Origin of the sequence: Micromonospora sp. NBC_01412, from assembly GCF_045040215.1 — a bacterium.
GTDB classification, from domain to species: Bacteria; Actinomycetota; Actinomycetes; order Mycobacteriales; family Micromonosporaceae; genus Micromonospora; species Micromonospora rubida.
In genome coordinates this window covers 7,762,837-7,787,248 of the sequence record NZ_CP109528.1, presented here as the reverse complement: position 1 = coordinate 7,787,248, position 24,412 = coordinate 7,762,837, and the positions used below count along the sequence as shown (strand labels likewise).

Below are 24,412 nucleotides of genomic sequence, written 5' to 3'. Positions count from 1 at the left end.
CGTGCAGTTCCGGCCATGCCGCAGGGGCGGGACTCGTCCGAGTCCCGCCCCTGCGCCTTCGGTTGTCGGTTACCTGGTCAGGTTGCGGTGGTTGGTGGTGCGGAGCGTGAACGCCCCCAGGGTGGTCTGCTCGAGGCGGTTACCCGCGGTGTCCCAGGCTTCGACCTTCAGGCTTACCTTCTTGCCGGTGGCGTGGCCGTAGGAGGTGGTGGCGAGGTAGCTGCCGGCCCGGTCCCGCTTGACGTTCACGGCTTCCCAGGTCTTTCCCCCGTTGGTGCTCTTCCACAGCTTCAGTCCGGCGATCGCCGGCATCGCCTCGCCGGACCGCTCGTGGAACGCGTTGACGCGGAAGTGTGCCTGCCCCGGGCCGACACGGTGTTCTTCAGGTCGATGGTGGCACCGAGGTCGTAGCTGGCGTACACCAGTGGCTCCGGTCGGCAGTGCCCCGGGCTGAAGCCTTCGGGCAGGCAGGTGTGACCCGGTGGAATCGCGGCCTTCGTCGGTGGCGCCGAGGTGAACGTCCACGCCGAGGAGTTGTTGGCATCCTGCGAGGTGAGGCGGTACTTCCCCGGCCCGTCCGACAGCGGGAACACCCGGATGATCCCGAGTTGGGCCGGGGTGATGTCCACGCCGTCCTTGGACAGCCGCATCTCCCGGTCGGCCGACCCGACGTGCATCTGCCGGTCGCCCCGGTTGGCCGAGGCGTCGACGGGACGCACGACCAGACCGTTGCCCTGGCGACAGGTCATGCAGAAGCTCACTGCCGTTGTGGTGCTCAGTCCGTAGCGGTCGACAACGTCGTAGACGTCGTCACCGGTGGTGTAGGGACCGGGCGTGTGCGGACCGGCGAACCAGTGCTGGTCGGTGGTGGTCGGCCGATCGTGGACGGAGGTGAAGAATCGCGTCATATCTCAACTTGCATAGCTACTCTGTTATGGCTGGCCGTTGACCTGGCATTTCGCTGGTGCGGGGGTTGGCCGCCGGCACCTGCGCCACGGCGAGCTATGGCGGCTGGACAACGGATTGCGCAGGATATCGGCACACACCCCCGTCTCTGCCGATTGTCGAGGCGCTCATGTTGCCTGTACGTAGAACTGTGTCGCTTGCGGTGGCCTTGGCTGCTGGGCTGGTCGCGACCTGGTCGGCGGCGATTCCGGCCGGCGAGCCGGCCTACGCGGCGTCGCCGACCGGGGGTGTCCCACACGAGATGTTCGCGCCGGACGGGACCATCTCTCGGGTCGATGTGCCGTCGGGGGCACAACCCACCGCCCGGTCCGCCGCGCGGGCCTCCGCCGCATCCGTCACGGTGACTCCGGTGGAGGTGCACGGCCCGAGCGGGAACCGCCTCGACATCGTCTTTGTCGGTGACGGATACACCCAGCCCGAGCTCGGCACCTACGCCGCGCAGGCGAGCCGGACCTGGGAGCTGTTGGCCAATCGCGAGCCGTTTCGCAGTTACCGCACCTTGTTCAACGTCTGGCGGGTGGACCTGGTCTCGCCGGTGTCCGGAGTCAGCGGCGACCCGACCGCTGACGTGAGCCGCGATACTCCTCTGGCGGCGAGTTACTGGTGTGACGGGTTGCAGCGGCTGCTGTGCGCCGACATCGAGCAGGTCAAGCACTACGCGGGCTTCGCACCCGACGCCGACCAGGTGGCGGTGCTGGCCAACAGCGGGATGTACGGCGGGGCCGGCTACACCGAGGAGGAGGTGGCGACCTTCGCCGGCGGACACCCGCTGGCTGCGGAGATCCTGCCGCACGAGCTCGGGCACTCCATCGGCGACCTCGCCGACGAGTATGACTACTACGCCTTTCCCGACGACGGCAGCCGTTACCGGGGGCCGGAACCGGCCGAGGCCAACATCTCCAAGAAGAACGCCGACCAGCTGCTGCACCCGCGCAAGAAGTGGTGGTACTGGCTGGGCGCGGACACACCCGACGGCGGCGTGATCGACGCCTACGAGGGCGGCTACTACACCCAGTTCGGCATCTACCGACCCAGCCAGAACTCGCTGATGAAGGCGTTGCGGCGGGAGTTCAACGTGGTCAGCCGGGAGAAGATGATCCAGTCCTTCTACGCGACGACCCGTCCGATCGACGCGGCCGTCCCGTCCGGAGCCGCCGTGGCGCGCGGCGGCACACTCGCGATCGAGGTGCTGGCGGTGCCGTTGCAGATCCGGTGGTTCGTCGACGGCAGCGAGGTCCCGGCGTGGCGCGGGCGCACCTCGGTCAGCCTCGCCGATGGCCCGCCCGGTGCGGGCAGCGTGAGCGTCGAGGTGTCCGACCAGACCTCGTGGGTGCGCAGCACCGAGTACCGGGCGCAATACCTGACGCAGCGCCACTCCTGGCGGGTGAGCGGTGGCTAGTGCGCTCTCCACCCGCCGCCCGTACCGGCTGCTTCCACGACTGTCATCGCTTGCTGCCGACCAGCGGAGTCCTGCCCGCGTAGCCACGCCTGGTACTGCGGGCGGCGCGCGGCGTAGGCCCAGTACGCCTCGCGGGCCAGCCGCAACAGCAGGTCGAAGGCCGCCGCCAGCGGGCCGTCCCGGCGGCAGGCCAGCAGGTGCCGCATCTGGATCGGATCGCCGGCCAGCGGTTTGACCAGCACCCCGTCTCCGGCCGCGAATACGGCCTGGCACGGTGAGACGGCCCGCCGCGTGGCCACCATCTCGCGGATCGGGCCCGCGTCGGACACGGTGTGCAGCACCCGAGGAGTGAACCCGGCCTGCTCGCAGGCGGTGAGAAAACAATCCGGCCAGCCGGCGCCGTCGGGCGGGGTCAGCGCCCACGGTTCGTCGGCGAGATCCGCCAATTCGATCTCATCCCGATCGGCCAGCCGGTGTTGTTCGCACATTGCCACGAACACCGGCTCCACCGCGATCGTTTCGGCCATGAGCGTGGCGGGCATCCGCAGCGAGAAGCCGGGATAGTCGACGATGGCCGCGGCGTCGAGCCGATCGGCCAGCATCAGGTCCCACAGCAGCCGGGGAGAGTACTCGGTCTGCAACCGGACCTCGGCGTTGGGCAGTTCGTCACTGAGCCGGTCGGCGAGACCGACGGACACCGGGCCGGCAATTCCACCCACTCGGATGATCGTCTTTTCGGAGGGTAGCTGGCGGGCCGCACTGCGGCGCAGCTCCTCCATCGCCAGTAGTATTCCGTGAGCCCTGGTGAGGATGTACTGGCCCAGCGGTGTCGGGCTCATCCCGCTGCGGTCCCGGACGAACACCCGCCCGCCGAGTTCACGCTCCACCCGTTGGAGCTGGGCGGTCAACGCCGGCTGGGACACCCCAAGGATCGTGGCCGCCTTCGTGACGCTGCCGGCGTCGGCGATCACGCACAGCGTGCGCAGGTGCCTGAGCTCCAGATCCATCACCCAGAGGCTATGACAGCGGCTGGACTTCTGGAAGCTGCAGGACATCGATCAACGCGGCGGTATGCCGCAGGGGTGAGGTATCCGGTGGTTCATGCTTGGGCGGTGGAGGGCGAGCCGGCTGCGGCCGGGCGGAACAGCGCGGCGGCCCCGCGCGCCTGCGCCTGGTACGCGGGCAACTCGTCGCCCGGCGCGTACGCCTCGACCAGCGTCTCCGCCGCGCCCGCCGGTCAGGTCCAGCAGCGGCGGAGCCGCCTCCGGGGCGAGTTCTCGCAGAAGGTGAGCGTGGTTCATCATGTGCCGACCACCGAGGAGGTCGCCATGTCCGTCCCGCACCAGGTGCCGCCCCCGGCCCCGCCGAGCGCCGGCGACCGCAGCGCCAATCACGCGCCCACCGATGATTCCGCGCGGCTGCGGTCGGGTACCTGGGTCGTGGTGGTGCTGCTCGGCCTGGTGGGCCAGATGGCGTGGACGGTCGAGAACATCTATCTGAATCTCTTCGTCTACGACACGGTCACCGACGACCCGAACGTGATCGCCACGATGGTCGCCGCCAGCGCCGTCACCGCGACGCTCGCCACCCTGCTGCTGGGCGCGCTCTCCGACCGCCTCGGGCGGCGCCGGGCGTTCGTCGCGGGCGGCTACCTGCTCTGGGGCGTCTGCACCGCCGCGTTCGGCTTCCTCACCGTGGGCGCGACGGGTGACATCGCGCCGGTGGCGAACGTCGTTCTGCTCACCGTGATCGCGGTGATCATGCTGGACTGCCTGATGTCGTTCCTCGGCTCGGGCGCCAACGACGCGGCGTTCCAGGCATGGGTGACCGACGTGACCCGGCCGGCCAACCGTGGCCGGGTCGAGGCGGTGCTGGCGATCATGCCGCTGCTCGCCATGCTGGTGATCTTCGGTGGCTTCGACGGGCTGGCCCGCGCCGGTGACTGGCGCACCTTCTTCCTGATCATCGGGGCGGTGATGGCCGTGGCCGGCGTCGCCGCCTGGTTCCTGGTCGAGGACAGCCCCACCCTGGTACGCAACGACGCCGGCTACCTCCGCTCGGTGGTCCACGGCCTGCGGCCGTCCGCGATGCGCGCCAACCCGGGCCTCTACCTGGCCCTGACCGCCTGGTCGGTCTGGGGCATCTCGACGCAGGTCTTCCTGCCGTACCTGGTCATCTACCTGCAGCGCTACCTGAAGGTCGAGGGGTACGCCGTGGTGCTCGCCGCAGTGCTGGTGACGGCGTCGGTGGTCAGCGTGCTCGCCGGCCGGGTGATCGACCGGGTCGGCAAGGTCCGGTTCGTGCTGCCGGCAGCGGCCGTCTACGGCGCCGGCCTGCTGCTGATGTTCCTGGCCCGGGGCACGCTGCCGGTGATCGGCGCCGGGATCGTGATGATGTCCGGCTTCATGCTGGTGCTGGCGCCGCTGGGCGCGCTGGTGCGGGACTACTCACCGCCGGAGCGGGCCGGTCACGTACAGGGGCTGCGGATGGTCTTCGCCATCCTGATCCCGATGCTGGTCGGCCCGTACCTGGGTGCGGCGGTGATCAGCAACGCCGACGAGACGTACCAGGACCTGGGGGTGGTCAGGCAGGTGCCGACGCCGGGCATCTTCCTGATGGCGCTGGCCGTGCTGACGCTCATCGTCGTGCCGGTGCTGGCACTGCGCCGCCACCGGATCGGGAGGGAAGACGCGTGACGCTGACGACCGAGTGGGGCGAGGCGCTCGACCCCGACCAGGTGCTGCCCGAGTACCCGCGCCCGCAGCTGGTCCGGGACAGCTATCTCAACCTCAACGGCCGGTGGGCGTACGCGATCACCGACGACGCCCGGGAGCCGGCGCGCTACGACGGTGAGATCCTGGTGCCCTTTTCCCCGGAGGCGCCGCTGTCCGGGGTGGGGCGGCAGTTGCTGCCCGGCCAGACCCTCTGGTACCGCCGCACGCTGCGGCTGCCCGACGGCTTCCACCGACCCGGCCACCGGGTGCTGCTGCACTTCGGCGCGGTGGACCAGACCTGCTCCGTCCTGCTCAACGGGGTGCCCGTCGGCGGGCGCACCGGCGGCTACCTGCCGGTGCGCTGCGACGTCACCGACGCGCTGCGCGACGGCGAGAACGTGCTGGTCGTCGCGGTGCGCGACGACAGCGACACGAGCTACCACGCGCGCGGCAAGCAGAAGCTACGCCGGGGCGGCATCTGGTACACCGCCCAGTCCGGGATCTGGCAGACCGTCTGGGCCGAGTGCGTCCCCGAGGCCCACGTCGAGCGGCTCACCCTCACGCCCCACCTGGCCCAGGGCTGTGTCGAGGTGACCGTGCACGCCAGCGCGGCCGTGGGTGACGCGGAGATCCGGATCCTGGCCGGCGGCGTCGTGGTCGCCGAGGCGAGTGCCGCCGCCGGGACCGCCGTGCGCCTGCCGCTGCCCGAGGTGCGCCCCTGGACACCCGAGGACCCGTTCCTGTACGACGTGACCGTCGGCTACGGCGACGACCGGGTCAGCGGCTACGTGGGCATGCGCTCCTTCGGTGTCGGGCCGGACGCGGACGGGGTGCCGCGGCTGCTGCTCAACGGGGAGCCGTACTTCCACGCCGGGGTGCTCGACCAGGGCTATTGGCCGGACGGCCTCTACACCGCTCCGTCGGACGCGGCGATGGTCGCCGACATCGCCGCGATGAAGCGGCTCGGCTTCACCATGCTGCGCAAACACATCAAGATCGAGTCGCTGCGCTGGTACTACCACTGCGACCGGCTCGGCATCCTGGTCTGGCAGGACATGGTCAACGGCGGCGGCCCGTACCGCCCGCTGGTGATCACCGCGCCGGTGCTGACACCGCTGCGGCTGCCCGACCGGGGCCGGTGGCGGCGCTGGTTCGGCCGCGCCGACGCGGCCGGGCGCGACGAGTTCCGCGCCGAGGTGCGCGAGACCGTCGAGCACCTGCGCAACGTGGTGAGCATCGCCGTCTGGGTGCCGTTCAACGAGGGGTGGGGGCAGTTCGACGCCGCCGAGGTCGCCCGGGAGGTGACCGCCCTCGACCCGACCCGCACCGTCGACCACGCCAGCGGCTGGCACGATCAGGGCGGCGGCGACCTGCGCAGCCTGCACGTCTACTTCCGCCGTTTCCGCGCGTCGCGGCGTCGACCACGACGCGACGCCGCGCCGGGCGGGGGAGCGGTCCGTGACCGCCGGGCCCTGGTGCTCTCCGAGTACGGCGGTTACCACCTGCGCGTCGACGGGCACACCTTCGGGCCGGCCGAGTTCGGGTACAAGCGCTACCGCACCGGCGCCGAGCTGGCCGGGGCGTTCACCCGGCTGCACGAGGAGCAGATCGTGCCAGCGATCCCGGCCGGTCTCGCGGCCACCGTCTACACCCAGCTGTCCGACGTGGAGGACGAACTGAACGGCCTGTTCAGCTACGACCGGCGGGTGCTCAAGCTTCCCGAGGAGGTGGTCCGGCAGGTCAACGACCGGCTGCGTCACCAGCGGTTCTGAGCCTCCTCGGCCCAGCCGACCAGGCCGTCCAGGTCGACCCGCTCGCCGTCGTCGGTCGCCGCCCAGCCGGTGAAGTGCCCGAAGCACTGGTGCGTCTCGTTGGCGAGCACGCCGAAGTTGGTCCGGGCGATCTTCTCGTGGAACGGGTGGAACTCCACCGCCGCCCGTTCACCGCTGATCCGCCACGGCCGCAGCCAGTCGGCGCGGTCGTACTCCCAGCGCAGCTCGTCGCCGATCTTGTGCAGCCGGCCGTCGACGAAGAGGCCGTTCTCGGTCGAGCCGGTGCCGTCGGTCCACTTACCACCGAGCTGGATCGCCCGACCCGGGCCGCTGCCGGCGGCCCAGTTCCAGCGGATCGAGTACGGCCACCTGCCGCGACCGTGGTCGAGGACGGCGAAGGAGTCCGCCTCGGCGACCGGATGGTCCACCCCGTTCACCCGCAGGGTGCCGCGAACCGGGCGGCCGACGTCCTTGACGGTGTACTGGAACCGGCGGGTGCTCCAGGGCACCACCACACCGAGCGACTCGTGACCCGCCGGCAGCGGCACCACGAGATCGACCTCCAGACCGGGGGCGCTGGCGCGGATCGTGGTCTCCGACGCCGTCTGGTCGATGTCGATCGAGAGCCCGCCGCCGCGGGCGCGCACGGCGCCTGCCCCGCTGACCGGCGGGAAGACCGTGCCCCGGGCGAAGGGGACCACCGCACCCCTGTCGATCTCGACCTTCGTCGCCCGGTCGAGCACGTAGAGGCCGTGCACGCCCGCGTAGTCCAGCGACGAGGCGACCAGGCCGATGATGTGGGTCGGGGTGACGATGCCCCAGTACTCCCAGCGCTTGTTGCGGCCCCAGCCGCGCAGGTTCGCCCGGTGCACGGGGTGGCGGCTCCAGCCCACCGCGGCGGGCTGGAGCCGTCCGCCGGGAAGGCACAGGTCGGTCGGCTCGGTGATCTCCTTCTCGTGCGTCACGACGGCGAGGGTATCCGGTCGGGCGGGACCGCGTCGGCGATGACGTCGCGGGGCCCGCTGTCCACCGGCTCACACCCGTCGTGCCGGCCGGTGCGGTCGTGCGGGGCGGTCGGTCTGCCACATGTCCTGGATCTGCTCGAGCGTCTTGCCCTTCGTCTCGGGCAGGTACCGCCAGATGAACAGGAAGCCGAGGACGCAGAGCCCGGCGAAGAGCGCGAACACGCCGGCTCTGCCGAGCACCCCGAGTAGGCTCAGGAAGAACTGGGTGATCAGGTACTCGGTGCCCCAGTGGGTCGCGGTTGCGATGGCCACGCACCGACCGCGGATCGGCCCGGGGTAGATCTCGTTGATGACGGTCCAGGCGGTCGGGCCGATCGACATGGCGTAGAAGGCGACGAAGAGGATCACGCCGACCAGGAGGAAGATCCCCGCGTCGGAGGGGCCCGCCGTTCCGTTCCCCTGTGTTCCCGATCCCAGCTTCAGGAAGCTGAGGCTCACCACGACGAGCGCGGCGGCCATGCCCAACAGTCCCACCAGCAACAGCGGTCGCCGGCCGACCCGGTCCAGAAAGGCCACCGCGACCAGGGTGAAGACCGTGTCGACGGCTCCGATCGCCCAGGTGGTGGCGGACAACTGCGCCTCAGGCGTGCGGAAGCCCGCCGCCGAGAAGATCGAGTCCGCGTAGTAGATGATGCCGTTGATGCCGGTCGTCTGCTGGAACAACGCCAGTCCGACCCCCAGCGCGAGGGGGCGCCGCCACCTCGGGGAGAGGATCTCCCGCCAGCCCGCCCTCCTGCCGTGCAGGCTTTTCTGGATGTCCTGCAGCCTGGTCTGTACCTTCGCCTGTGGCACCGTCCGGCTCAGCGACTGTTCGGCGCGGTGCCGATCGCCCCGTTTGAGGTACCAGACGGCGGAATCCGGTATCACGACGGTGATCAGCGTGAGGGCCACTCCGAGCAGGGCGGCAGTGCCCAGCAGGTAGCGCCACGACCCGGCCCGGGTGAAGATCTCGTCGGCGAGATAGCCGATGAAGATCGCGAATGTGATGGAGAGCTGGTAGACCGCAAGCAGAGCACCGCGGATACGCTCCGGCGCGGCCTCGGCCGCGAACATCGGGCCCGCGACCGACGCCACCCCGATGCCCAGCCCGAGGACCAGCCGCGCGCCGAACAGCACGCCGATCGTGGGCGCCACCGCCTGGACGATCGCGGCTGTGACGAATGTGCCGGCGGCGACCCACAGCGACCCCCGCCGCCCTATCCGGTCCGCGAGGTGTCCGCCCACCAGAGCCCCCACCAGCGCGCCAAGGGTCACCCAGCTCGCCGCCGCCTCCACCGCGAAGGTGTCCGCGTCGAACGTCCGGCGGATCTCGCGGAGCGCTCCGCTGATGACCCCCTGGTCGTAGCCGAAGAACGCGCCGGAGAGGACGACGATCGAAACCACCGCCACGAGGTAGCGCCTGGGTGGCCTCCCTCGATCGGCTGCGCTTCTGTCCGCCGTCACAGCACCTCTCCCGCAACCGCCGAGTCGCCGAAATCTGCCCTTAAGGCACCATTTGCAGCAAATCATAGGCAAAGAGGGGCGGCGGGGTCTTCGGATCGCGCGTTCTCCCGGGTGCGTGGCACAGCGACCGCCACGGCTTCTTGCACCGGTCCGGCAACGCCTCGAAAAAAGTGGTTAACAGTCGCTTTGTGGCGGTTCATCGGCTCGGCTTCGCTGATTCGCGTCCGCCGCCCGAGGGTGGGGCGCCCACGGGCGGCCCCGCAGTCGTAGACGAAATGGACGTGTCCACCGAAGGGGGCAGGGAGTTTCTTTTCCGACAGATCGTTTCCGTCGCCGTTCCCTGAGATATAGGTTGCTGCCACTGTCTGACTACGGGGAGGCGTTGACCATGGCCGCGATGCGGGAATCTCAAGTGATCCCAGGACCTCGCCAAGCTGCCGCCGGGCCCACCGCGGGGCGGGATGGAACTCCCTGGAGGGGCTTCCTCCGACTGGCCCGACTGCGCTTCCTGCTGTACAACCTCCTGCCGGTGGGCCTCGCCGTGGCGGTGTCGGTACACCAGGGCTACCCGCTGGATCTCACGTGGTACGTCGTGGCGCAACTGTTCGCGTGGACGGTCCACGTCATGACCCACTACTGCAACGAGTACTTCGACCTGGAGGCCGACCGGGCGAACGTCTACTTCACCCCGTGGACGGGCGGCAGCCGGGCGCTCGTGGACGGGTCGGTCGCACCCATGGTGTCGCTCGGCGCCGGGTTCGTACTGTTCAGCGCTTCGACGCTGATGGTGGCTGTCATGCCGTCCTGGCAGGCGCGCGTGCTCGCCACCGCGGCCGTGGTGCTGGCCTGGTTCTACACCGCGCCGCCGTTGCGGCTGAACTATCGGGGCGCGGGAGAGATGACGGTCGCCGCGATCCTCAACGGCCTGTGGCCCGCCGTCGCGGTAGTGCTCCAGGCCGGTGCCGTACCGATGCTGCTGCTGGCCGTCCTGGCGCCCACCGCGGTGCTGCAGGTGGTACGGATGATGGTGATGAACCTGGGTGACCGCCGGTCGGATGCGATGGTCGGCAAGCGCACGCTGCCTGTGATCATCGGCTACCAGCCGGCGGTGCACCTGATCGTCGGCGCGCAGCTGGTCGCGTACGCGATGCTCACTGTCCTCGCGCTGCTCGGCTGGTTGCCGTGGCTGGTCTGGGCCGCGATGGCCGCCACCGCGCCGCTGTCGGTCTGGCTCGTCAGGCAGCTCCGTGGCGGCGCGATGGGTGACCTCGACCCCCGGCGCATGACGCCGGTGGTGTTCTGGGCCTCGAACCACGTGTCCCTGATCGTCGCGGCGGCGATGCTCGGCGTGATCCTGGATGCGGCGCGCCGCTCCGCCGACACCGGTGCGCTGGCGGTGCTCGGCGTGGTCCTCGCCGGCTACGGGGTGCTGTTCGCCCACCGCCTGTGGTTGGCGCGCCGACCCGCCGGGCAGGGACAGTCCCGGGCCTGAGACGCCCTGGCCGGAGCGGAAAACGGTGGAGGGCTGTTGCTGGCCAGCCCTCCACCGGGATGTCAGGTTCCCGTGATGGCTATCCGCCGTACTTGACCGTCCAGTTCTTGCCGTCGAAGGTGGCGATGGCCTTGGTCGTGCCGTCCGGGAACTGCAGTTGGTAGGGCTTGGTCAGAATGTCCTCGCTGACGACCGTTCCGGCCGTGTAACTGCCGAATGCCAGCCAGTAGGTCGGAGTGATCTCGAATTGGACGCCGGTGTCCGGCTGCGTCGCGACCACGAACGTTCCCGCCCCCGACATCCCGATGCCGACACTTCCCTGATCCGACGAATCCGGGCCGGGGACCGTGTCGTCCTGATTGATGATGAGCGACCCGCTGGCGGCCCCTGACGTCGGTGCGCCAAATTTGAAGCCGCCATCGATGTACGAGAGGGGAACCGTGTTCGCGGTATCGAGGTCGGCTGGAATGATCTGCCCCGCATCGTAGTTGACGCCGGGCTTGAGTGTTCCGGTCTGACCCCAGACGAAGTTGTAGTCCACCGTCCACGAGAACGTGACGCTGGTGCCCGCGTGGCACATCTTCGACAGCCAGGCCAGCGAGTGGACGTCCGACGGCTGGGTCGGCTGCTGCTGGAACACGATGGCGTTCTCGTCGTCGATCGCGGAGTTGTTGACGATCGTGACGCTGTACGACGTTGCGGCGAGATCGGTGGTGCTCCGACTTCCTGACGCCGCACTCGCCGTGGCTTGCGCCGAAGGCGCCACCGCTGCGCCCAGCAGGGTCACGCCCAGGGCCAGGCCCAGGGCGGCAAGCCCTTTCCGTCGGCTCACCGACGTTTTCTCCGTCATGCGTTTCTCCTGGAAATTCCGGGCACCAAAAGGTGCGTTGGGAACGCAATCACTATCGCCGTGAGCGACTACTTGGATGTTCCAAGGGGTGCTGGCTTGGATCCTAGGGGCGGCTCATCGATGATCGCAAGGGTGCGCAACGCGTGAATCAAATGGCAGGACAGTCATCGCGAGATTGACGACAGTAAATTAATCGAAATGGGGAAGGTGTTGCCGTGCGCAACTTGCAGACAGCACCTCGCTCCGTGCAACGGCCAGGGCGATTGCGAAGTCGGGTGGGAGCGCTTCGATCAGGAGGTCTGGGGGGTTCTGGCGTGGGCGCCGCGCCACGACGGGTGTGCCTCCCGGCGCCTATGGAGCTGAGTCGGATACGACATCGGCCACACTCGGCGTGCTCGGCGACCGCAAGCGACGACCCGACGGGGCGGTGGGTAACGCGACGGCGGTGGCCCGACCGGCGGTGATGACGTGGACGACTCAGCTCCATAGGCGCCGCCCCACGGCATCGACCGCCTCGCGCACAGCTCCGCCCCGGGCCACGGTCCCCAGGCCGACGAGGGACCGCACCCGCGACAACGCAACGACCCTGGGGCAACGGTAGGTGCCGAGGCTTCGATCTCACCGGCGGGATCGAGCGCCGAAGGGAGGGCGTATGGCCGAGCACGCCGGTCACATCGTCCTCGGCGTCTCGTCGTCACCGTGTCGCCACGGATCCGCCCCGGGTGACCAGCACGTACCGCCCGGAGTCCCGCCGCAGGACGCCGCAGTCGACGAGGAGGCGCCGCAGGTGGACGGCGTCGAACGCGCCACCCGCGCACCAGGGCCGCAGGCGATCGGTGACGTGGCGTTCGTCGTACTCGTCACCGGGGACGAAGGCCGTCTCCGCGACGTGCCGCAGCACGGTTCGGCGGGCGTCGGCGTCCTCCTCCGGCAGGTGCACGAGGACGCCCCCGCGGACGAAACCGCGCAGCTGTGGATCGGGTTGCTCGGCGACGGCCTGCTCCTCCTGCCGGTGGGTGGCCATCGCCGCCACCGCGGCGAAGGTTTCCTCGTTCAGCGCGAGGCGACCTGGCCCGTCGGACCTGAACAACCCGGTCCGGAGGAGCTTCCCGATGGCCGGGGCGGCCTTCGACGCTTCAAGACCGGAGGAGGCGAGGATCTCCGTCGGGGTCGCCCCGCCCAGGTCGACCGCGCAGAACACCCGACGCAGGGTGGGTTCGGAGAGCAGGAGGGTGAATTCTTCAGGGGTCATGAGACGGCTCGCGTCCTTTCAACGGGTGCCCGACGGCCTGCTGCGCCGGGGCGCGTACCGACAGGGTCAGCGTCCCCACCGTCGGAGCATGTCCTCAAGATCGCTGGAGACCGAGTGCAGGTCGGTGCTGTCCGCGCCGAGCTTGCGGACAGCGGCCGTTGCCGCCTCCTCCGCCTTCCCGAAGACGACTGCCTCGCTGTCGTCGGGGGTGACGGGAACGAGGCAGCGGAAGGTGAAGATGCGCAGGGGTCGTTCGTAGGTCACCGTGCCCTCGTCGGTGAACCTGGCCGCGAAGAGGTCGTGCTCGTCGGCCTGGGCGAGCAGCGAGGCGCGTTGCTCCTCGGTGAGCGGGGCGAACTTGCCACGGACGATGACCTTGTAGGTGTTGCTGCTCATGGCTGCGGGATCTCCACATCGGGGTGTAGGCGGTGGTGGCCCGGTCGCCCGGGGCGGCCGGCGTCAGACGTCGGGAGTCGTCGGACGGGTCGGGGCGGCACGTCTGCTCCCGGCGCTGCTGCCGGGTCAGCCGTGGCCGCGATGGCGGCCTCCTCGAACGCGCTCAAATACAGCACCATATTCTAATACACTTCTGTATCTGAAGCGCCGGCCCCGGTCCGCGTGGGCACCGGTTTCCGGACGGGAGCGGCCGTGGGTGGCTGCTACTTTGTGCAAGTGGACGAACCCGGAGGTGGTCGATGCCGGCCAGTGATCCCGAGGTGAGGTGACCGGTGCCCCCTGTGGACCCTGAACCGGCCGGCTCCGACGAGCGCCCGCCGTCCTGCGGTGACATCGTCGGGCTGCTCGCCGAGCCGGCGCGCCGTGCCGCGTTCGCCGCGCTCGTGCTCGGCGCGCGCACCGTGGGGTCGGTGGCGGAGCAGGCGGGCCTGACCCAGAAGGCCGCGGCGAGCGCGCTGTGCAAGCTGGTGGACGGCGGAATCGCAGCCGAGGACCGCGCTACCCACTCGTACGCCCCGGTGGAGGACGCCTTCCGCCGCGCGGTCCAGGCCGAGGTCCGGGTCGCCGGTCGGAGCGGCGGGCCCGGGGCGGGCGCGTACTTCCGCCGTGGCCGGATCACCGCCATCCCCGGCGACGCCGAGATCCGCTCCCGGGTGCTGGCCGTGGTGGTCGATACCTTCACCCCCGGCGAGGTGTACCCCGAGACCCGGGTCAACGCCCTCTGCGGCGAGTGGTTCGACGACTGGGTGACCCTGCGCCGCGCCCTGGTGGACGAGGGCCTGCTCAAGCGCAACCACGCCGGCACCGCCTACGAGCGCGCCTGAGCCGAGCGGTCCTCGCGGCGGCGGTCGCCGGTGCCGGGCCTGCCGCCGCGACCGGCGTCTCCGCTCGGGGAGCGACGACGACAGGTGGTTCGGCGGCGTGGGCCGGCCGGGCCGTCCGCACATCGTCGCTCGTCGCCTGCACTCCAGTTCTCCGGTTGGTCGTGGCGGCCGGCCACGGTTCATGGGCGAGGGGTGTCGTTTCCCGGGCCGGGCGGGTCGGTGGGGTCGTTCGCGCCGGTCCGGGCCAGGGCGGTCCAGGACCTGATCAGGAGATCCACCGCGTCCATGACGTTTCTGGCGGTGTCGTCGTCGGGCGCGAGCGCGCGTTGGATGGACAGTCCGTCGTCCAGTGCGTGCACGATCAGGGCCAACTGCTCCACCGGTGCGGGTGGTGTGACCGAGCGGGCGGCGAAGCCCTGCGCGAGCGCCTGGGTCATCGCTTCGCGGGAACGCCGCTCTCGATCGGCCAGCAGCGGCAGCATCTTCGGATCGCGCAGTCCGTAGAGCCAGAGCTCGGTACGCAGCGCCAGCCAGCTCACGAAATTCTTGTCCCGCTCGCGGTGCCAGCCCCGCAGGTGCTCGATCATCTCCTCGAATGAGCCCGCTCGCCGGCTGAGCGTCTGGACCTCCTTGAGCTCGTGCTCGGTCCGCTGTTCCAGCAGGGCCAGGACCAGCTCGTGCTTGCCGTCGAAGTTGCCGTAGAACGCGCCCCTGGTGTAGCCGGCGCGCTCGACGATCTGCTCGACCGAGGTGCCGTTGACGCCGCACTCGGCGAACAGCTCGGCTGCTGCCTGCAGCAGCTCCTTACGTGTGATCTCGCGGCTTTCCTGCCGAGTCAGCCTTTTACTGATGATGATCGACCCCTTTCGTGAACTCAGATACACTATCGTATGCTGATACGGCTCAGTATCTGAACACCGGCAAGTACGGCTCGAAACGCACGTCGCCGCACGTGAGCCGGTAGCCGCACGGGGTCAGACGCCACGAGCGATCGAAGGGGATGGCGGTGGCCGGAACGTTCGACTGGACGGATGTCGAACTCGACCTGTCCGACGAGAACTCCGTGACCGACCGTCAGTGATCAGTAGGGTGGATTCTGTTGCAGAGAGTAATGGGAACGCAGTATCTGACTCCCTTGCGGGAGGGCGGTTCCCTGCCCGGGGTGGTGGAGGCGGACAACGACGGGACCTACGTCGTGAAGTTCCGCGGAGCGGGGCAGGGCAGCGCGGCCCTGGTGGCGGAGGTCGTCGTCGGTGAACTCGGCCGCCGGCTCGGCATCCGGGTGCCCGAGCTCGCCGTCATCGGCGTCGACCCGGAGGTGGCGCGCCGTGAGCCGGACCAGGAGGTTCAGGAGCTGTTGCGGGCCAGCGCGGGGGAGAACCTCGGCATGGACTTCCTGCCGGGGTCGGTGGGCTACGACGGTGTCGGGTGGGAGCCGCCGCCCGAGGAAGCCGCCCGGATCTACTGGCTGGACGCACTGACCGCCAACGTGGACCGCACCTGGTCCAACCCCAACCTGCTCATCTGGCATCGCCAGTTGTGGGCGATCGACCACGGTGCCGCGCTGCTGTTCCAGCACTCCTGGCCATCGGTCGCGGCCTGGGCCGCCCGCCGGTACGACCTGTCCCAGCACGTGCTCGCGGATCTTGTGACGAAGCTGGGCCCCGCGGTCCTCGCGAAGCTGGACGCCGAGCTGGCGGCGATCGTGACCGCCGAGCTCCTGGAGGAGGTCGTCGCCCTGGTGCCCGACAGCTTCCTGGTGAGCCTGAACTCCGTGACGGAGGACGCCGACCCGGCGGAGCTGCGGCGGCGGTACGTCGAGTACCTGCTGGCCCGGCGGATGGGCGACCGCGGCTGGTGGCCGACGGAGGCGATCGCGTGACCGGCGGCCCGATCCCCGCCCTGGGCTTCGACTACGCGTTGCTGCGGGCGGTCCCGCGGGTCGACCGCGGCGAGCAGGTGAATGTCGGCGCGCTGCTCTACTGCCCGGGTGCGGACTTCCTCGGCGCAGCCGTGCATGTGGACGTTGAGCGGCTGCGCGCGCTGGATCCCGACGTCGACGTCGACATGGTCTCCGCGGCCCTCGACGCGATCCGCGCCGTGTGCGCGGGTGATTCCGGTGCGGGCCGCATCGCTGCCGGCACCCGGCGAGCACGGTTCGGCTGGCTCACCGCGCCGCGCAGCACGGTGATCCAGACCAGTCCGGTGCATGGTGGCCTCACCACGGATCCGGCCGCTGAGCTCAAGCGCCTGATGGGCCGGCTGGTGCACTGACGGTGCCGGTGGGCAGGTCGGTCACCCCGAGTGGCCGATCCGGGTCGTCGCGCCGGATGTTCCCAGGGTGACGGGCCAGCCATTCCGGTGGCACCCCTGCCGGCACCGCCACCTGCGGCACCCCCGCCGACGACCGCGCCAGCACGGCCGGCAGCTCACCGGCCACACACCGGTACACCGTCGCCACATCGTCGGTGGCGGTGCCCGCAACGAGCTGCTGTGCCAGCTCACCGCCGACGCCTGCGGCCTGCCCGTCGAGGCCGGGCCGGTGGAGGCCGGGGCGCTGGGCAACGTACTCGTTCAGGGGCGGGCGCTCGGGGTCACCGGCACCGATCTGACCGCGATGCGGTCGCTGTTGCGGGCCACCCAGCAGATCCGCCGGTACGAGTCGAGCGGCGACGCCAGGGCCTGGGCGGCTGCCGCTACGAGGCTCGCGTCCGCAACCACCTGAAGGGTTCCCCGTTTCGGCGTGGACCTGATGTTTCGCGGGCGGCTGTCGTTGATTCGACAGATACCCGGCACCGATCCGATGGTCGATCTTTGGCATACTCGGCCCATATAGGTGCTCTTCGAGTCATTGGTTCTCGATGTAGTCGTTCGAGTCCGATCGTTGACCAACCTGATCGGAGCGATCTCCGGTCAGCATCGCCGTTTCTCCGCAGCCAGGCGATCGGTGATCACCCGCACGAGGCGCCTGATCCGGAGTGCCGTGCGGGAGCGAGGCAAACGCACCGAAGGGAGCAGGTCTTGCGTCACGTCCGCAGAGTTTCTGCACTTCTACTGGCCATGGTGACCATGAGCGGCGTGTTCGTCGTCGCCACCGGGTCACCCTCGCAGGCCGCCGTCTCGTGCTCCGGGACCGTCACCTACAGCGCGACCTACGGTCCAGGCGAGTTGACGATCTTCTACAACACCTCCAACGGCGGTACGAACAGCGCGTGCTTCTACCACAAGGGTGCCGCGTACGGCGTTGCCGCACCGACCTACGTACGCGCGTACCGATGCACGGAACGGTCCGGCGAGGGGCAGCCGTGCACGGTGGCGGCCAGTTCCAGCGAGGACCTCGGCAACTACGCCTACTACGCCGGACCGCGAGGTGTCACCGGCACCGCGAACAACTGCGTCGCCGCAGTCGGCTACATCGACTGGCAGGGATCCCGGTACCTGATCAGCAGCGGGCGACAAGGCTGCTGACCAGGCTCAGTCCCGCTGGCTGGCCTCCGTTTCCCCCGGCAAGGGCGTGCACGGCTGGCCGAGCCGGACGTCATTCACGCCACCGCCCGCTCCACCGGGATGTGGCTCTACCGCCGGTCCGCGCGGCCCACAGGCCCGCCCCTTAGGGGACTTATGCCCGAAATGCGGTAAGGTGGGGGAGGTTTGCGGTCCGGTCGAGGCGACGCCCCGACGTGCGCGCCCGGAGGTGCCGACGACGATGAGTAGCTCTCAACCCGCGCCGTCGTCGTCGGACGACCCGGCCCGTCCCGCTCCGGAAGAGTCGTACCGCGAGTTTCGTCGCCCGGTCCTGGCGCTGGCGCTCTGCACCGGCACCGCGGGCTTCCTGGACGCCTTCGCGTTTCTGCGCTACGGCACGTTCGTCGCCAACCAGTCCGGCAACCTCATCTTCCTCGGTATCGGTCCGGTGGGATGGCACCCGGACTGGCCGGCCTCGGGCGCTTCGCTGCTCGCGTTCGCCGCCGCGGCCGGCGTGGTCTCCTGGATCCGCTCCTTGCCGGGTCGCTGGTCGCCGGCCCTGCGAGGTCTGGGTGCCACGGCGCTCACCCTGTCGCTCTGGGCGTTCCTCAACGTCCTGCTCCACCACGGCCAGCACAGTCCGGTGTCCCGGGCCGTGCTGGCCGCCGCCGGCGGACTCGCCACGGGCGCCTTCACGACGCTGTTCGTCCGCACGGCGGGGGTGACCACCACCATCACGTACCAGTCGGGCACGGTCGTCAAGACCGGTGGGCACATCGTCCGGTGGGTCGCCCCCGGCACCGACCGGGACCGGGCCAGGCGGGCATCGCTGCTCGGACTCCTCACGCTCGTCTGCTACTCCATCGGGGGCAGCATCGGGGCCGTGGCGCAGCAGCAGCAGCCCTACTGGGTGCCGGCCTGGGGACTGCTCGCGCTGGTGCCGGTGGCGTTGCTGGTCCGCCGGGTCCGGGCCGGGACGTGAGGGCGGTGGACACCGGCCCCCGCGTCCGCCCGCCCAGCGTCCCGGGCGCCGCCCTGTCGGCCCGGCAACCCGAACCGGTCAGCGGATGTCCGTTGCGGGCTGGACGTCCTGCACATAGCTCTCCGACCGGTCGGCGCCGTACCGGCCGAGCACGTCCAGCACCGCAGTTGTGGCTTCCTGACCCACCAGCACCTCCACCCGTACCCGGTCGAGGAGATCCTGCTCCTGCCAGTATCCCCGGGGCAGCGACTGGGCGGCCGGCGTGGCGGTGGAGACCGTGGCGTCGGAGACCACGATCGAGCTGGCTCCCGCGCCGATCAGGGTGTCTCGCAGCTCCCGGGTGTCGGGCAGCAGAACCGGATCCAGCATCGCGATGACCAGCCTGTCCCGCTGGGCCGCCCCTCCGGCGGGCCGATCGTCGGACCGGCCCTGCCCGCGCCGCTGCGCGCGCTGGGCTGCCCCAGTTCCACTCAGTCCCGCGACGCTCCCGAGGTGATACGCGTCGGTGTCCTGCTGGGTCCGGTCGAGGCTGTCCTGCGTGTCGGCCGGGGCGCGGAGCCCGATGACCGCCTGCACGGCGGCGGCGATCGCCCAGCTGAGCACGAAGGAGAAGACCACCACGGTGACCACGCCGACGATCTGGTGCCAGAGCAGGGACCCGCCGCCGCCGAAGAAGAGGCCGTCCACGCCCAGCGGGTTGATGCCGTTGTCGCCGAAGAAGCCGAGCAGCAGTGAGCCGAGCATGCCGCCGACGAAGTGGACCGCGAGGACGTCCAGCGCGTCGTCGAGCCGGAACAGGTACTTCAGCCGGAGCGCGGTGTGGCAGACGATGCCGGCGATGGCGCCGATGGCGATGGCGGAGAGCGTGTTGACGTAACCAGCGGTGGGGGTGACCGTGGCGAGCCCCGCGACCGCACCGGTGACGCTGCCCACGACCGTGCAGTGGCCGTCCTTGAGCCGCTCCGCCACCAGCCAGACGAGCATGCCGGCCGCAGCCGCGACGTGGGTGTTGATCAGTGCCTGGGCGGCCACCCCGTTGGCCTGGAGCCCATCGCCGGCGTTGAACCCGAACCAGCCGAACCAGAGGATGCCCGCACCGATGATGGTCAACGGAATCGAGTTGGGCGGGGCGGCGGTGTGTGGCCAGTTACGGCGGCGGCCGACGACCAGCAGCAGCGCCAGGACCGCGGCCCCCGCCGAGGAGTGGACCACCATCCCGCCGGCCCAGTCCTGGGTGCCGAACTTGGCCAACCATCCGTCGGGGTGCCAGAGCCAGTGCGCGACGGGCGCGTAGACCACGATGGACCAGACCGCCAGGAACAACGCCCAGCCGGCGAGCCTCAGCCGGCCGGCCGTGGCTCCGGTGGCGAGCGCGGGAGTGATCACCGCGAACATCATCTGGAAGGCGATGAACGCCAGGGTCGGAATGGTCACCTGGCCGGCGGCCACGTGCAGGTTGGGCGCGGGCGGAACCTTGAGGTCGGTCAGTCCGAGCAGCTCCAGGTTGCCGAAGAGGCCGGTGCCGGCGTCGTCACCGAAGGCGACCGTGTACCCCACCAGCACCCAGGTCAGGCTGACGACCCCCAGCGCGATGATGTTCTGTTGCAGCATCGCGAGCACGTTGCGGGCGGGGACCATGCCACCGTAGAAGACAGCCAGGCCGGGGGTCATGAACAGCACCAGGCCGGCGCAGACCAGCACCCAGGCGGTATCGCCCGCGTTCACCGTGTTCTGAGCGAGCACGGAACCTCACCTCTCTTTGTGCAAGGGCTGGATGGTGCGTTTTGCCGCGGAGACGATGGTCTCCTTGACGCGTTCGTGATTGGGCACCGGCGCGAAGTGCCGCTGGGGCAGCAACAGCAGCCAGGTGGCGATGTTGAACGGCCCGGTCAGCACGGGGATGGCCAGCGGGGTGAGCACCGTCGCGAGAGCCACGTGGACGAAGAGCGTCAATGCGATTCCGAAGAGGGTGTAGATCGTCACGAAGACGCCGGGACGGTGCAGCACCGCTCCCACCGCGATCGCCGTCAACACCGCGTTGAAGCCGTACAGGCCCTTGTCCAGAGAGAGCCCGTCGGCCCCGAACCAGAGCGCCAGCAGGGTCGCGCCGGCGCTGCCGACCACCGCGAAGAGCGCCGACCAGCGAGAATTGATCAGCAGGGCGACCAGGATGATCAGCCCGCTGACCCAGCTGTTGATCAAATACACCTGGGAGACCCCACGGAACAGGATCGGGATGAGGTCCCAGTCGAAACGGCCGCCGGCCAGCGCGCCCTCGCCGGGGAACTTCGGCTTCAGGCCGGTCAGGACGGTGAACCGGTTGAACTGGTAGGCGCCCATCAACAGCACCCAGGTGGTCAGCACGAACGGAAAGGTGAACGCGGTCAGCCCCCAGGTCTTGAAGACCGCGTTCAGGGCCAGGGTGATCACGGTAGTGGCCGCGGCGCCGAGCACCAGGTAGAGCCACATCAACGGCCGGTCGTCGAGGAACGTCGGGACGGCGATCCCGGTCAGCACCGGGCTGAAGCCGAACAGTCCCTTCCGCAACGAGGGCCGGTCCACCTGGAGCACGATGGCGGTCGCCGTGCCCACGACGAGACCGAGGACCGCCCCGCCGAAGACCCGGGGCTGCCCGTTCTCGAACGCACCCCAGGCGACCGCGACGAGGATGAGCAGGCCGGAGAGCGGATTGTTCTGGAAGACGACCTGCGCGGGGCCGCGCAGACACGCGTCGACGAACTCGATCAGCGGATTGCGGTCGCTCAGACCGTCCCATCCCCGCACGACCTGCGTCATGTCCCTCTCCTTCACCTCGTTATCGCCAGCTGAATGCCGGCGGGAAGGTCCGGCCCGTCACCTCTTCGCGGGCGGCCACGCAGAAGGCGCGTACCGCGGCGCGGACCGGCTCCGTTTCCTGCCCCAGGACCTTGAAGATGAGCCCGGCGTCGTTCGGCAGCCGGCTGACCGCGCTGGCCAGCGGCGTCTCCTCGTCCCAGACCGGCGTCGAGGTTCGGTCGAAGACCCGCGCGGCCCGCTCGGGGCTGGTGAGCAGCACGACGTTGCCGAAGATGTGGAAGTGGTCCATGACCCCGGTCCGGGCCACCTCGAACCGTCCGGGGCTGACCACGAACTTCTCGACGAACAACTGCCCACCGTCGGGCCGCTCCGCGCGCAGCGTGGAGGAGAAGAGGTCGTAGGCGAAGAGCTCGCCGTCGCGGTAGTACTTCCGGCCCGGTTGCAGCACCTCGGCGTAGAGCATGGTGGCGCTCTCGGGGAGCCGCACCTGGCTGTCGGTGACGAACCGGCTGCCCCGATAGGGGATCACGGGCTCCGGGAGGAATTCGAGGTACGCGTCGTCGGCGAGGGTGAAGGTCTGGATCTGGGTGCCGTAGTTCGCGTCCATCTCCTGGATCTTGGTGGCGGCCTGGGTGACCAGGTGTGCCTGGCTGCCCGGCGCCATGTCGACGTCGATCCGCAGGCGGTCGCCCTGGAGCACGCCCCCGGAGGTGGTGAGGATCATGACGCAGGGGAGCCCTGGCATCTCCTCGTCCCAGTAGAGCGCCCGCTGCACCAGCAGCGGCGACTGCCGGTAGAGGCCGTCCAGGATCGTCCGGTCGCCGCGCCGCTCGAAACCCATCCGCAGCACGCCGACCTTGCCGTTGGCCGCGGCGGGCAACTGGGCGGGCTGGTCCTGGTACGGCTCCAGTTCCCGGGCGGTGTCCAGTGAGATCATGCGACCACTTCGGCGTCGAACAGCGCGTTCCGGCGGACCAGTGAGACCAGCTCGTCGATGCCGTCACCCGTCTTGCAGTTGGTGAAGACGACCGGCTTTCCGTTGCGCATCAGATCCGCGTCGTGCGCCATGACGTCGAGGTCGGCGTCCACGTACGGTGCGAGATCGGTCTTGTTGATCACGAGAATGTCGGACTTGGAGATCCCCGGGCCGTTCTTGCGCGGGATCTTGTCGCCGGCGGCGACGTCGATCACGTAGATGAAGTAGTCCACCAGGGCCGGGCTGAAGGTCAGCGTGAGATTGTCCCCGCCGCTCTCGATCAGCACCACGTCGCTGTCCGGGAAGCGGGCCTCCATGTCCTCCACGGCGGCCAGGTTCATGCTGGGGTCCTCGCGGACGGCGGTGTGCGGGCACGCCCCGGTCTCCACCCCGATGATCCGCTCCTCGACCAGGACCCCGGTCAGCGCGCGCCGCACGTGCTTCGCGTCCTCCGTGGTGACCACGTCGTTGGTGATGACCAGTACCCGCAGTCCGTTCTCCACGAGGCGGGGCACGACGGCTTCGATGATCGCGGTCTTGCCGCTGCCCACCGGGCCGCCCACTCCGATACGACTTGCCGACTTCATGACGTGACCTCTGCTTCTGGAAGGTTTCACCAAATTCGGGACCTGCTGATGCCGGAATCCCTCCGGGGCGACCCGGAGGCCCGCCGGGTCGGGCCAGGGGCGCTCAACTCATGAACATCCGTACGTGCGCGTGCTGGTGCGCGGCCGCCAGAACGTCGATGTGGGGAGCGAAGTTCTGCATGTCGTCGAGGTTCGCCGTACACACCTCGCGGTAGTCGTCAGGGACCCTCTCGTTGACCGCGTAGAGGATCGACTGCGCGTCGAGGTGGTCGACCCGCATCAGCCGGACCGCCGCGCCGAGCACCATCGAGGCCGCGCCGTACTGGTGGGCCGCGAAGGCGTCCTCCTCGCTCACCCCGAGCTCGGCGAAGAGCACGCCGAGCGCGACCGGGTAGGTCACCGGCACCCCGTTGGCCGACTCGCTGATCCGCTTCTTGAGCAGCGACTCCCCGACGATCCGGGTCGAGGCCTCGGCAAGCTTCCGTCCCATGCGTACGGACATGGTTCGCATCTCTTCGTTGATCTTGCGCAGGCAGACGGCCTCGTCCGCGTGCCGGATCCGGTCGAGGTCGCCGGCGGTGGCAGCGCGGTGCCCGGCGAGCAAGGCGACGCCGTCCCCCGTGGCGGCGAGCCGGGTGACCGTCCGGACGAAGTCCTGCAGGGTCTTCCGGTCATGGACGACGCCGTGCTGGATGGCCATCTCCAGCCCGTTGGAGAAGGAGAAGGCGCCGACCGGGAAGACCGAGTCGCCGAACTGCAACAGCTTCAGTGTCTCGACCATCGCGCGCACCGGCCGGCCCCCTCAGTTGAGGTTGGCGGGGAGGTGGGTGTGCGGCGTGGAGTCCGCGCCGCCGAACAACCGCCGCGACTCGTGCGGCGCGAGATAGGCGATGACCTCGGTGCCGGGGACGAACTCGTGGGTGATCCCGGTGAAGGCGTGGGTCCGCATCACGGAGTCCATGACCTTGCGGTCCACGGTGAGCGGGACGTACATCTTCGCGCCCTTGACCACTGCCGGCCAGTGCTGGTTGCCGATCGCGTGGCCGAGTTCCACGGCCGAGCGGATCAGCAGGTCCGGTGACTCCCCGTGCAGCCCGTCGAGGTGCACCACCATCACGTCGCCGAGCCTGACCCGGGCCACCACCGCGGTGGCGGTCAGATCGTCCCAGGCCAGGATGTCCCCGTCCCGCAGCCTGACGCCACGGCTGAGCGAGACCGCCAGCTCGGCGCCGGAACTGGTCATCTTGCGCAGGCGGCTCTTCTGGGCGTCCCACTGGTCGAGCACGAGATCGTCGATCCGTGCCTGGCTCAGCCGGGCGATCCAGCTCGGCTCGCTCACATTGCCCAGCACCGTTTCGATGAGCACTGGATTCTCCTTTCACGCGCGTGTGCCGGAACCCGGCACGACCGCGA

25 protein-coding genes are annotated in these 24,412 nt (G+C 69.7%); 10 read left to right on the top strand and 15 right to left on the bottom strand.

Translation table 11 applies throughout. The features are described 5' to 3' along the window. Positions 1 to 69: 69 nt before the first annotated feature. Together OG617_RS33625 and OG617_RS33620 are read right to left on the bottom strand one after the other, a co-directional pair. Positions 70 to 312, bottom strand: a complete 243-nt coding sequence (locus OG617_RS33625; protein ID WP_405097135.1) for a hypothetical protein — start codon at positions 310 to 312, stop codon at positions 70 to 72. Further along, positions 291 to 908, bottom strand: a complete 618-nt coding sequence (locus OG617_RS33620) for a hypothetical protein (protein WP_405097133.1) — start codon at positions 906 to 908, stop codon at positions 291 to 293. The genes OG617_RS33625 and OG617_RS33620 overlap by 22 nt, the downstream gene beginning before the upstream one ends. Positions 909 to 1,108: 200 nt before the next feature. Here OG617_RS33620 and OG617_RS33615 point away from each other — a divergent pair, with 200 nt between their 5' ends. Beyond that, on the top strand, positions 1,109 to 2,365 hold the full coding sequence (locus tag OG617_RS33615; protein ID WP_405097131.1) for a M64 family metallopeptidase: 1,257 nt from the start codon (positions 1,109 to 1,111) through the stop codon (positions 2,363 to 2,365). Here the strand turns inward: OG617_RS33615 and OG617_RS33610 are convergent. Further along, positions 2,362 to 3,372: a LysR family transcriptional regulator gene (locus tag OG617_RS33610; RefSeq protein WP_405097129.1), complete on the bottom strand. Its 1,011-nt coding sequence runs from the start codon at positions 3,370 to 3,372 to the stop codon at positions 2,362 to 2,364. The two genes, OG617_RS33615 and OG617_RS33610, sit on opposite strands and share 4 nt — an antisense overlap. Positions 3,373 to 3,693: 321 nt before the next feature. Between OG617_RS33610 and OG617_RS33605 the strand changes: the two genes are divergently transcribed. Both OG617_RS33605 and OG617_RS33600 read left to right on the top strand, forming a co-directional pair. Next, positions 3,694 to 5,061 (top strand): MFS transporter, encoded by a 1,368-nt coding sequence (locus OG617_RS33605; protein WP_405104044.1) that lies wholly within the window; start codon positions 3,694 to 3,696, stop codon positions 5,059 to 5,061. Continuing rightward, the gene (locus OG617_RS33600; RefSeq protein ID WP_405097127.1) at positions 5,058 to 6,851 is read left to right on the top strand and encodes a glycoside hydrolase family 2 protein; all 1,794 of its coding nucleotides are present in this window, start codon (positions 5,058 to 5,060) and stop codon (positions 6,849 to 6,851) included. The genes OG617_RS33605 and OG617_RS33600 overlap by 4 nt, the downstream gene beginning before the upstream one ends. Here OG617_RS33600 and OG617_RS33595 read toward each other — a convergent pair. Both OG617_RS33595 and OG617_RS33590 read right to left on the bottom strand, forming a co-directional pair. Further along, positions 6,836 to 7,816 (bottom strand): DUF2804 domain-containing protein, encoded by a 981-nt coding sequence (locus OG617_RS33595; protein ID WP_405097125.1) that lies wholly within the window; start codon positions 7,814 to 7,816, stop codon positions 6,836 to 6,838. The genes OG617_RS33600 and OG617_RS33595 overlap by 16 nt on opposite strands. Positions 7,817 to 7,885: 69 nt before the next feature. Then, the gene (locus OG617_RS33590; protein ID WP_405097123.1) at positions 7,886 to 9,259 is read right to left on the bottom strand and encodes a sugar porter family MFS transporter; all 1,374 of its coding nucleotides are present in this window, start codon (positions 9,257 to 9,259) and stop codon (positions 7,886 to 7,888) included. 448 nt (positions 9,260 to 9,707) lie between these two features. On the opposite strand from OG617_RS33590, the gene OG617_RS33585 reads away from it, so the two are divergent. Further along, positions 9,708 to 10,811: a prenyltransferase gene (locus OG617_RS33585; protein WP_405097121.1), complete on the top strand. Its 1,104-nt coding sequence runs from the start codon at positions 9,708 to 9,710 to the stop codon at positions 10,809 to 10,811. Between the two features lie 79 nt (positions 10,812 to 10,890). On the opposite strand, the gene OG617_RS33580 is transcribed toward OG617_RS33585, so the two are convergent. From OG617_RS33580 to OG617_RS33570, 3 genes are all read right to left on the bottom strand, one after another. Next, positions 10,891 to 11,661: a hypothetical protein gene (locus tag OG617_RS33580; RefSeq protein WP_405097119.1), complete on the bottom strand. Its 771-nt coding sequence runs from the start codon at positions 11,659 to 11,661 to the stop codon at positions 10,891 to 10,893. A 694-nt stretch (positions 11,662 to 12,355) separates the two neighbouring features. After that, entirely contained in the window at positions 12,356 to 12,913 is a 558-nt protein-coding gene (locus OG617_RS33575; protein ID WP_405097117.1) for a DUF2087 domain-containing protein, read from the bottom strand. A gap of 66 nt (positions 12,914 to 12,979) precedes the next feature. Continuing rightward, positions 12,980 to 13,309: a DUF6204 family protein gene (locus OG617_RS33570; protein ID WP_405097115.1), complete on the bottom strand. Its 330-nt coding sequence runs from the start codon at positions 13,307 to 13,309 to the stop codon at positions 12,980 to 12,982. A 341-nt stretch (positions 13,310 to 13,650) separates the two neighbouring features. Here OG617_RS33570 and OG617_RS33565 point away from each other — a divergent pair, with 341 nt between their 5' ends. Beyond that, positions 13,651 to 14,193 carry a DUF2087 domain-containing protein gene (locus OG617_RS33565; RefSeq protein WP_405097113.1) on the top strand — a complete coding sequence of 181 codons (543 nt, stop codon included), beginning with the start codon at positions 13,651 to 13,653 and terminating at the stop codon, positions 14,191 to 14,193. Between the two features lie 179 nt (positions 14,194 to 14,372). Here OG617_RS33565 and OG617_RS33560 read toward each other — a convergent pair whose 3' ends face one another. Continuing rightward, positions 14,373 to 15,077, bottom strand: a complete 705-nt coding sequence (locus OG617_RS33560) for a TetR/AcrR family transcriptional regulator (RefSeq protein ID WP_405097111.1) — start codon at positions 15,075 to 15,077, stop codon at positions 14,373 to 14,375. A gap of 227 nt (positions 15,078 to 15,304) precedes the next feature. Between OG617_RS33560 and OG617_RS33555 the strand changes: the two genes are divergently transcribed. From OG617_RS33555 to OG617_RS33535, 5 genes are all read left to right on the top strand, one after another. Continuing rightward, positions 15,305 to 16,075, top strand: coding sequence for a HipA family kinase (locus OG617_RS33555; RefSeq protein WP_405097109.1), 771 nt, complete (start codon positions 15,305 to 15,307; stop codon positions 16,073 to 16,075). Further along, positions 16,072 to 16,467 carry a DUF3037 domain-containing protein gene (locus OG617_RS33550; RefSeq protein ID WP_405097107.1) on the top strand — a complete coding sequence of 132 codons (396 nt, stop codon included), beginning with the start codon at positions 16,072 to 16,074 and terminating at the stop codon, positions 16,465 to 16,467. The genes OG617_RS33555 and OG617_RS33550 overlap by 4 nt, the downstream gene beginning before the upstream one ends. Positions 16,468 to 16,534: 67 nt before the next feature. After that, on the top strand, positions 16,535 to 16,918 hold the full coding sequence (locus OG617_RS33545) for an FGGY-family carbohydrate kinase (RefSeq protein WP_405097105.1): 384 nt from the start codon (positions 16,535 to 16,537) through the stop codon (positions 16,916 to 16,918). Positions 16,919 to 17,262: 344 nt separating this feature from the next. Further along, positions 17,263 to 17,661: a hypothetical protein gene (locus OG617_RS33540; RefSeq protein ID WP_405097103.1), complete on the top strand. Its 399-nt coding sequence runs from the start codon at positions 17,263 to 17,265 to the stop codon at positions 17,659 to 17,661. Positions 17,662 to 17,899: 238 nt separating this feature from the next. Then, on the top strand, positions 17,900 to 18,640 hold the full coding sequence (locus tag OG617_RS33535) for a DUF1275 family protein (RefSeq protein WP_405097101.1): 741 nt from the start codon (positions 17,900 to 17,902) through the stop codon (positions 18,638 to 18,640). Positions 18,641 to 18,718: 78 nt separating this feature from the next. Here the strand turns inward: OG617_RS33535 and OG617_RS33530 are convergent, their stop codons facing one another. The 6 genes from OG617_RS33530 to ureE all read right to left on the bottom strand — a co-directional run bounded on the left by OG617_RS33530 (position 18,719) and on the right by ureE (position 24,365). Further along, positions 18,719 to 20,383: an ammonium transporter gene (locus OG617_RS33530; protein ID WP_405097099.1), complete on the bottom strand. Its 1,665-nt coding sequence runs from the start codon at positions 20,381 to 20,383 to the stop codon at positions 18,719 to 18,721. Positions 20,384 to 20,389: 6 nt separating this feature from the next. Further along, positions 20,390 to 21,436, bottom strand: a complete 1,047-nt coding sequence (gene yut, locus OG617_RS33525) for an urea transporter (protein WP_405097097.1) — start codon at positions 21,434 to 21,436, stop codon at positions 20,390 to 20,392. A 19-nt stretch (positions 21,437 to 21,455) separates the two neighbouring features. Next, the gene (locus tag OG617_RS33520; protein WP_405097095.1) at positions 21,456 to 22,373 is read right to left on the bottom strand and encodes an urease accessory protein UreD; all 918 of its coding nucleotides are present in this window, start codon (positions 22,371 to 22,373) and stop codon (positions 21,456 to 21,458) included. Continuing rightward, positions 22,370 to 22,999, bottom strand: a complete 630-nt coding sequence (ureG, locus tag OG617_RS33515; RefSeq protein ID WP_396684290.1) for an urease accessory protein UreG — start codon at positions 22,997 to 22,999, stop codon at positions 22,370 to 22,372. Before ureG ends, OG617_RS33520 begins: the two co-directional genes overlap by 4 nt. Before the next feature lie 103 nt (positions 23,000 to 23,102). After that, on the bottom strand, positions 23,103 to 23,780 hold the full coding sequence (locus OG617_RS33510) for an urease accessory protein UreF (RefSeq protein WP_405097093.1): 678 nt from the start codon (positions 23,778 to 23,780) through the stop codon (positions 23,103 to 23,105). A 21-nt stretch (positions 23,781 to 23,801) separates the two neighbouring features. Then, a complete protein-coding gene (ureE, locus tag OG617_RS33505) occupies positions 23,802 to 24,365 on the bottom strand; it encodes an urease accessory protein UreE (RefSeq protein ID WP_405097091.1) in 564 nt (187 codons plus the stop codon). Between the last annotated feature and the right edge of the window lie 47 nt (positions 24,366 to 24,412).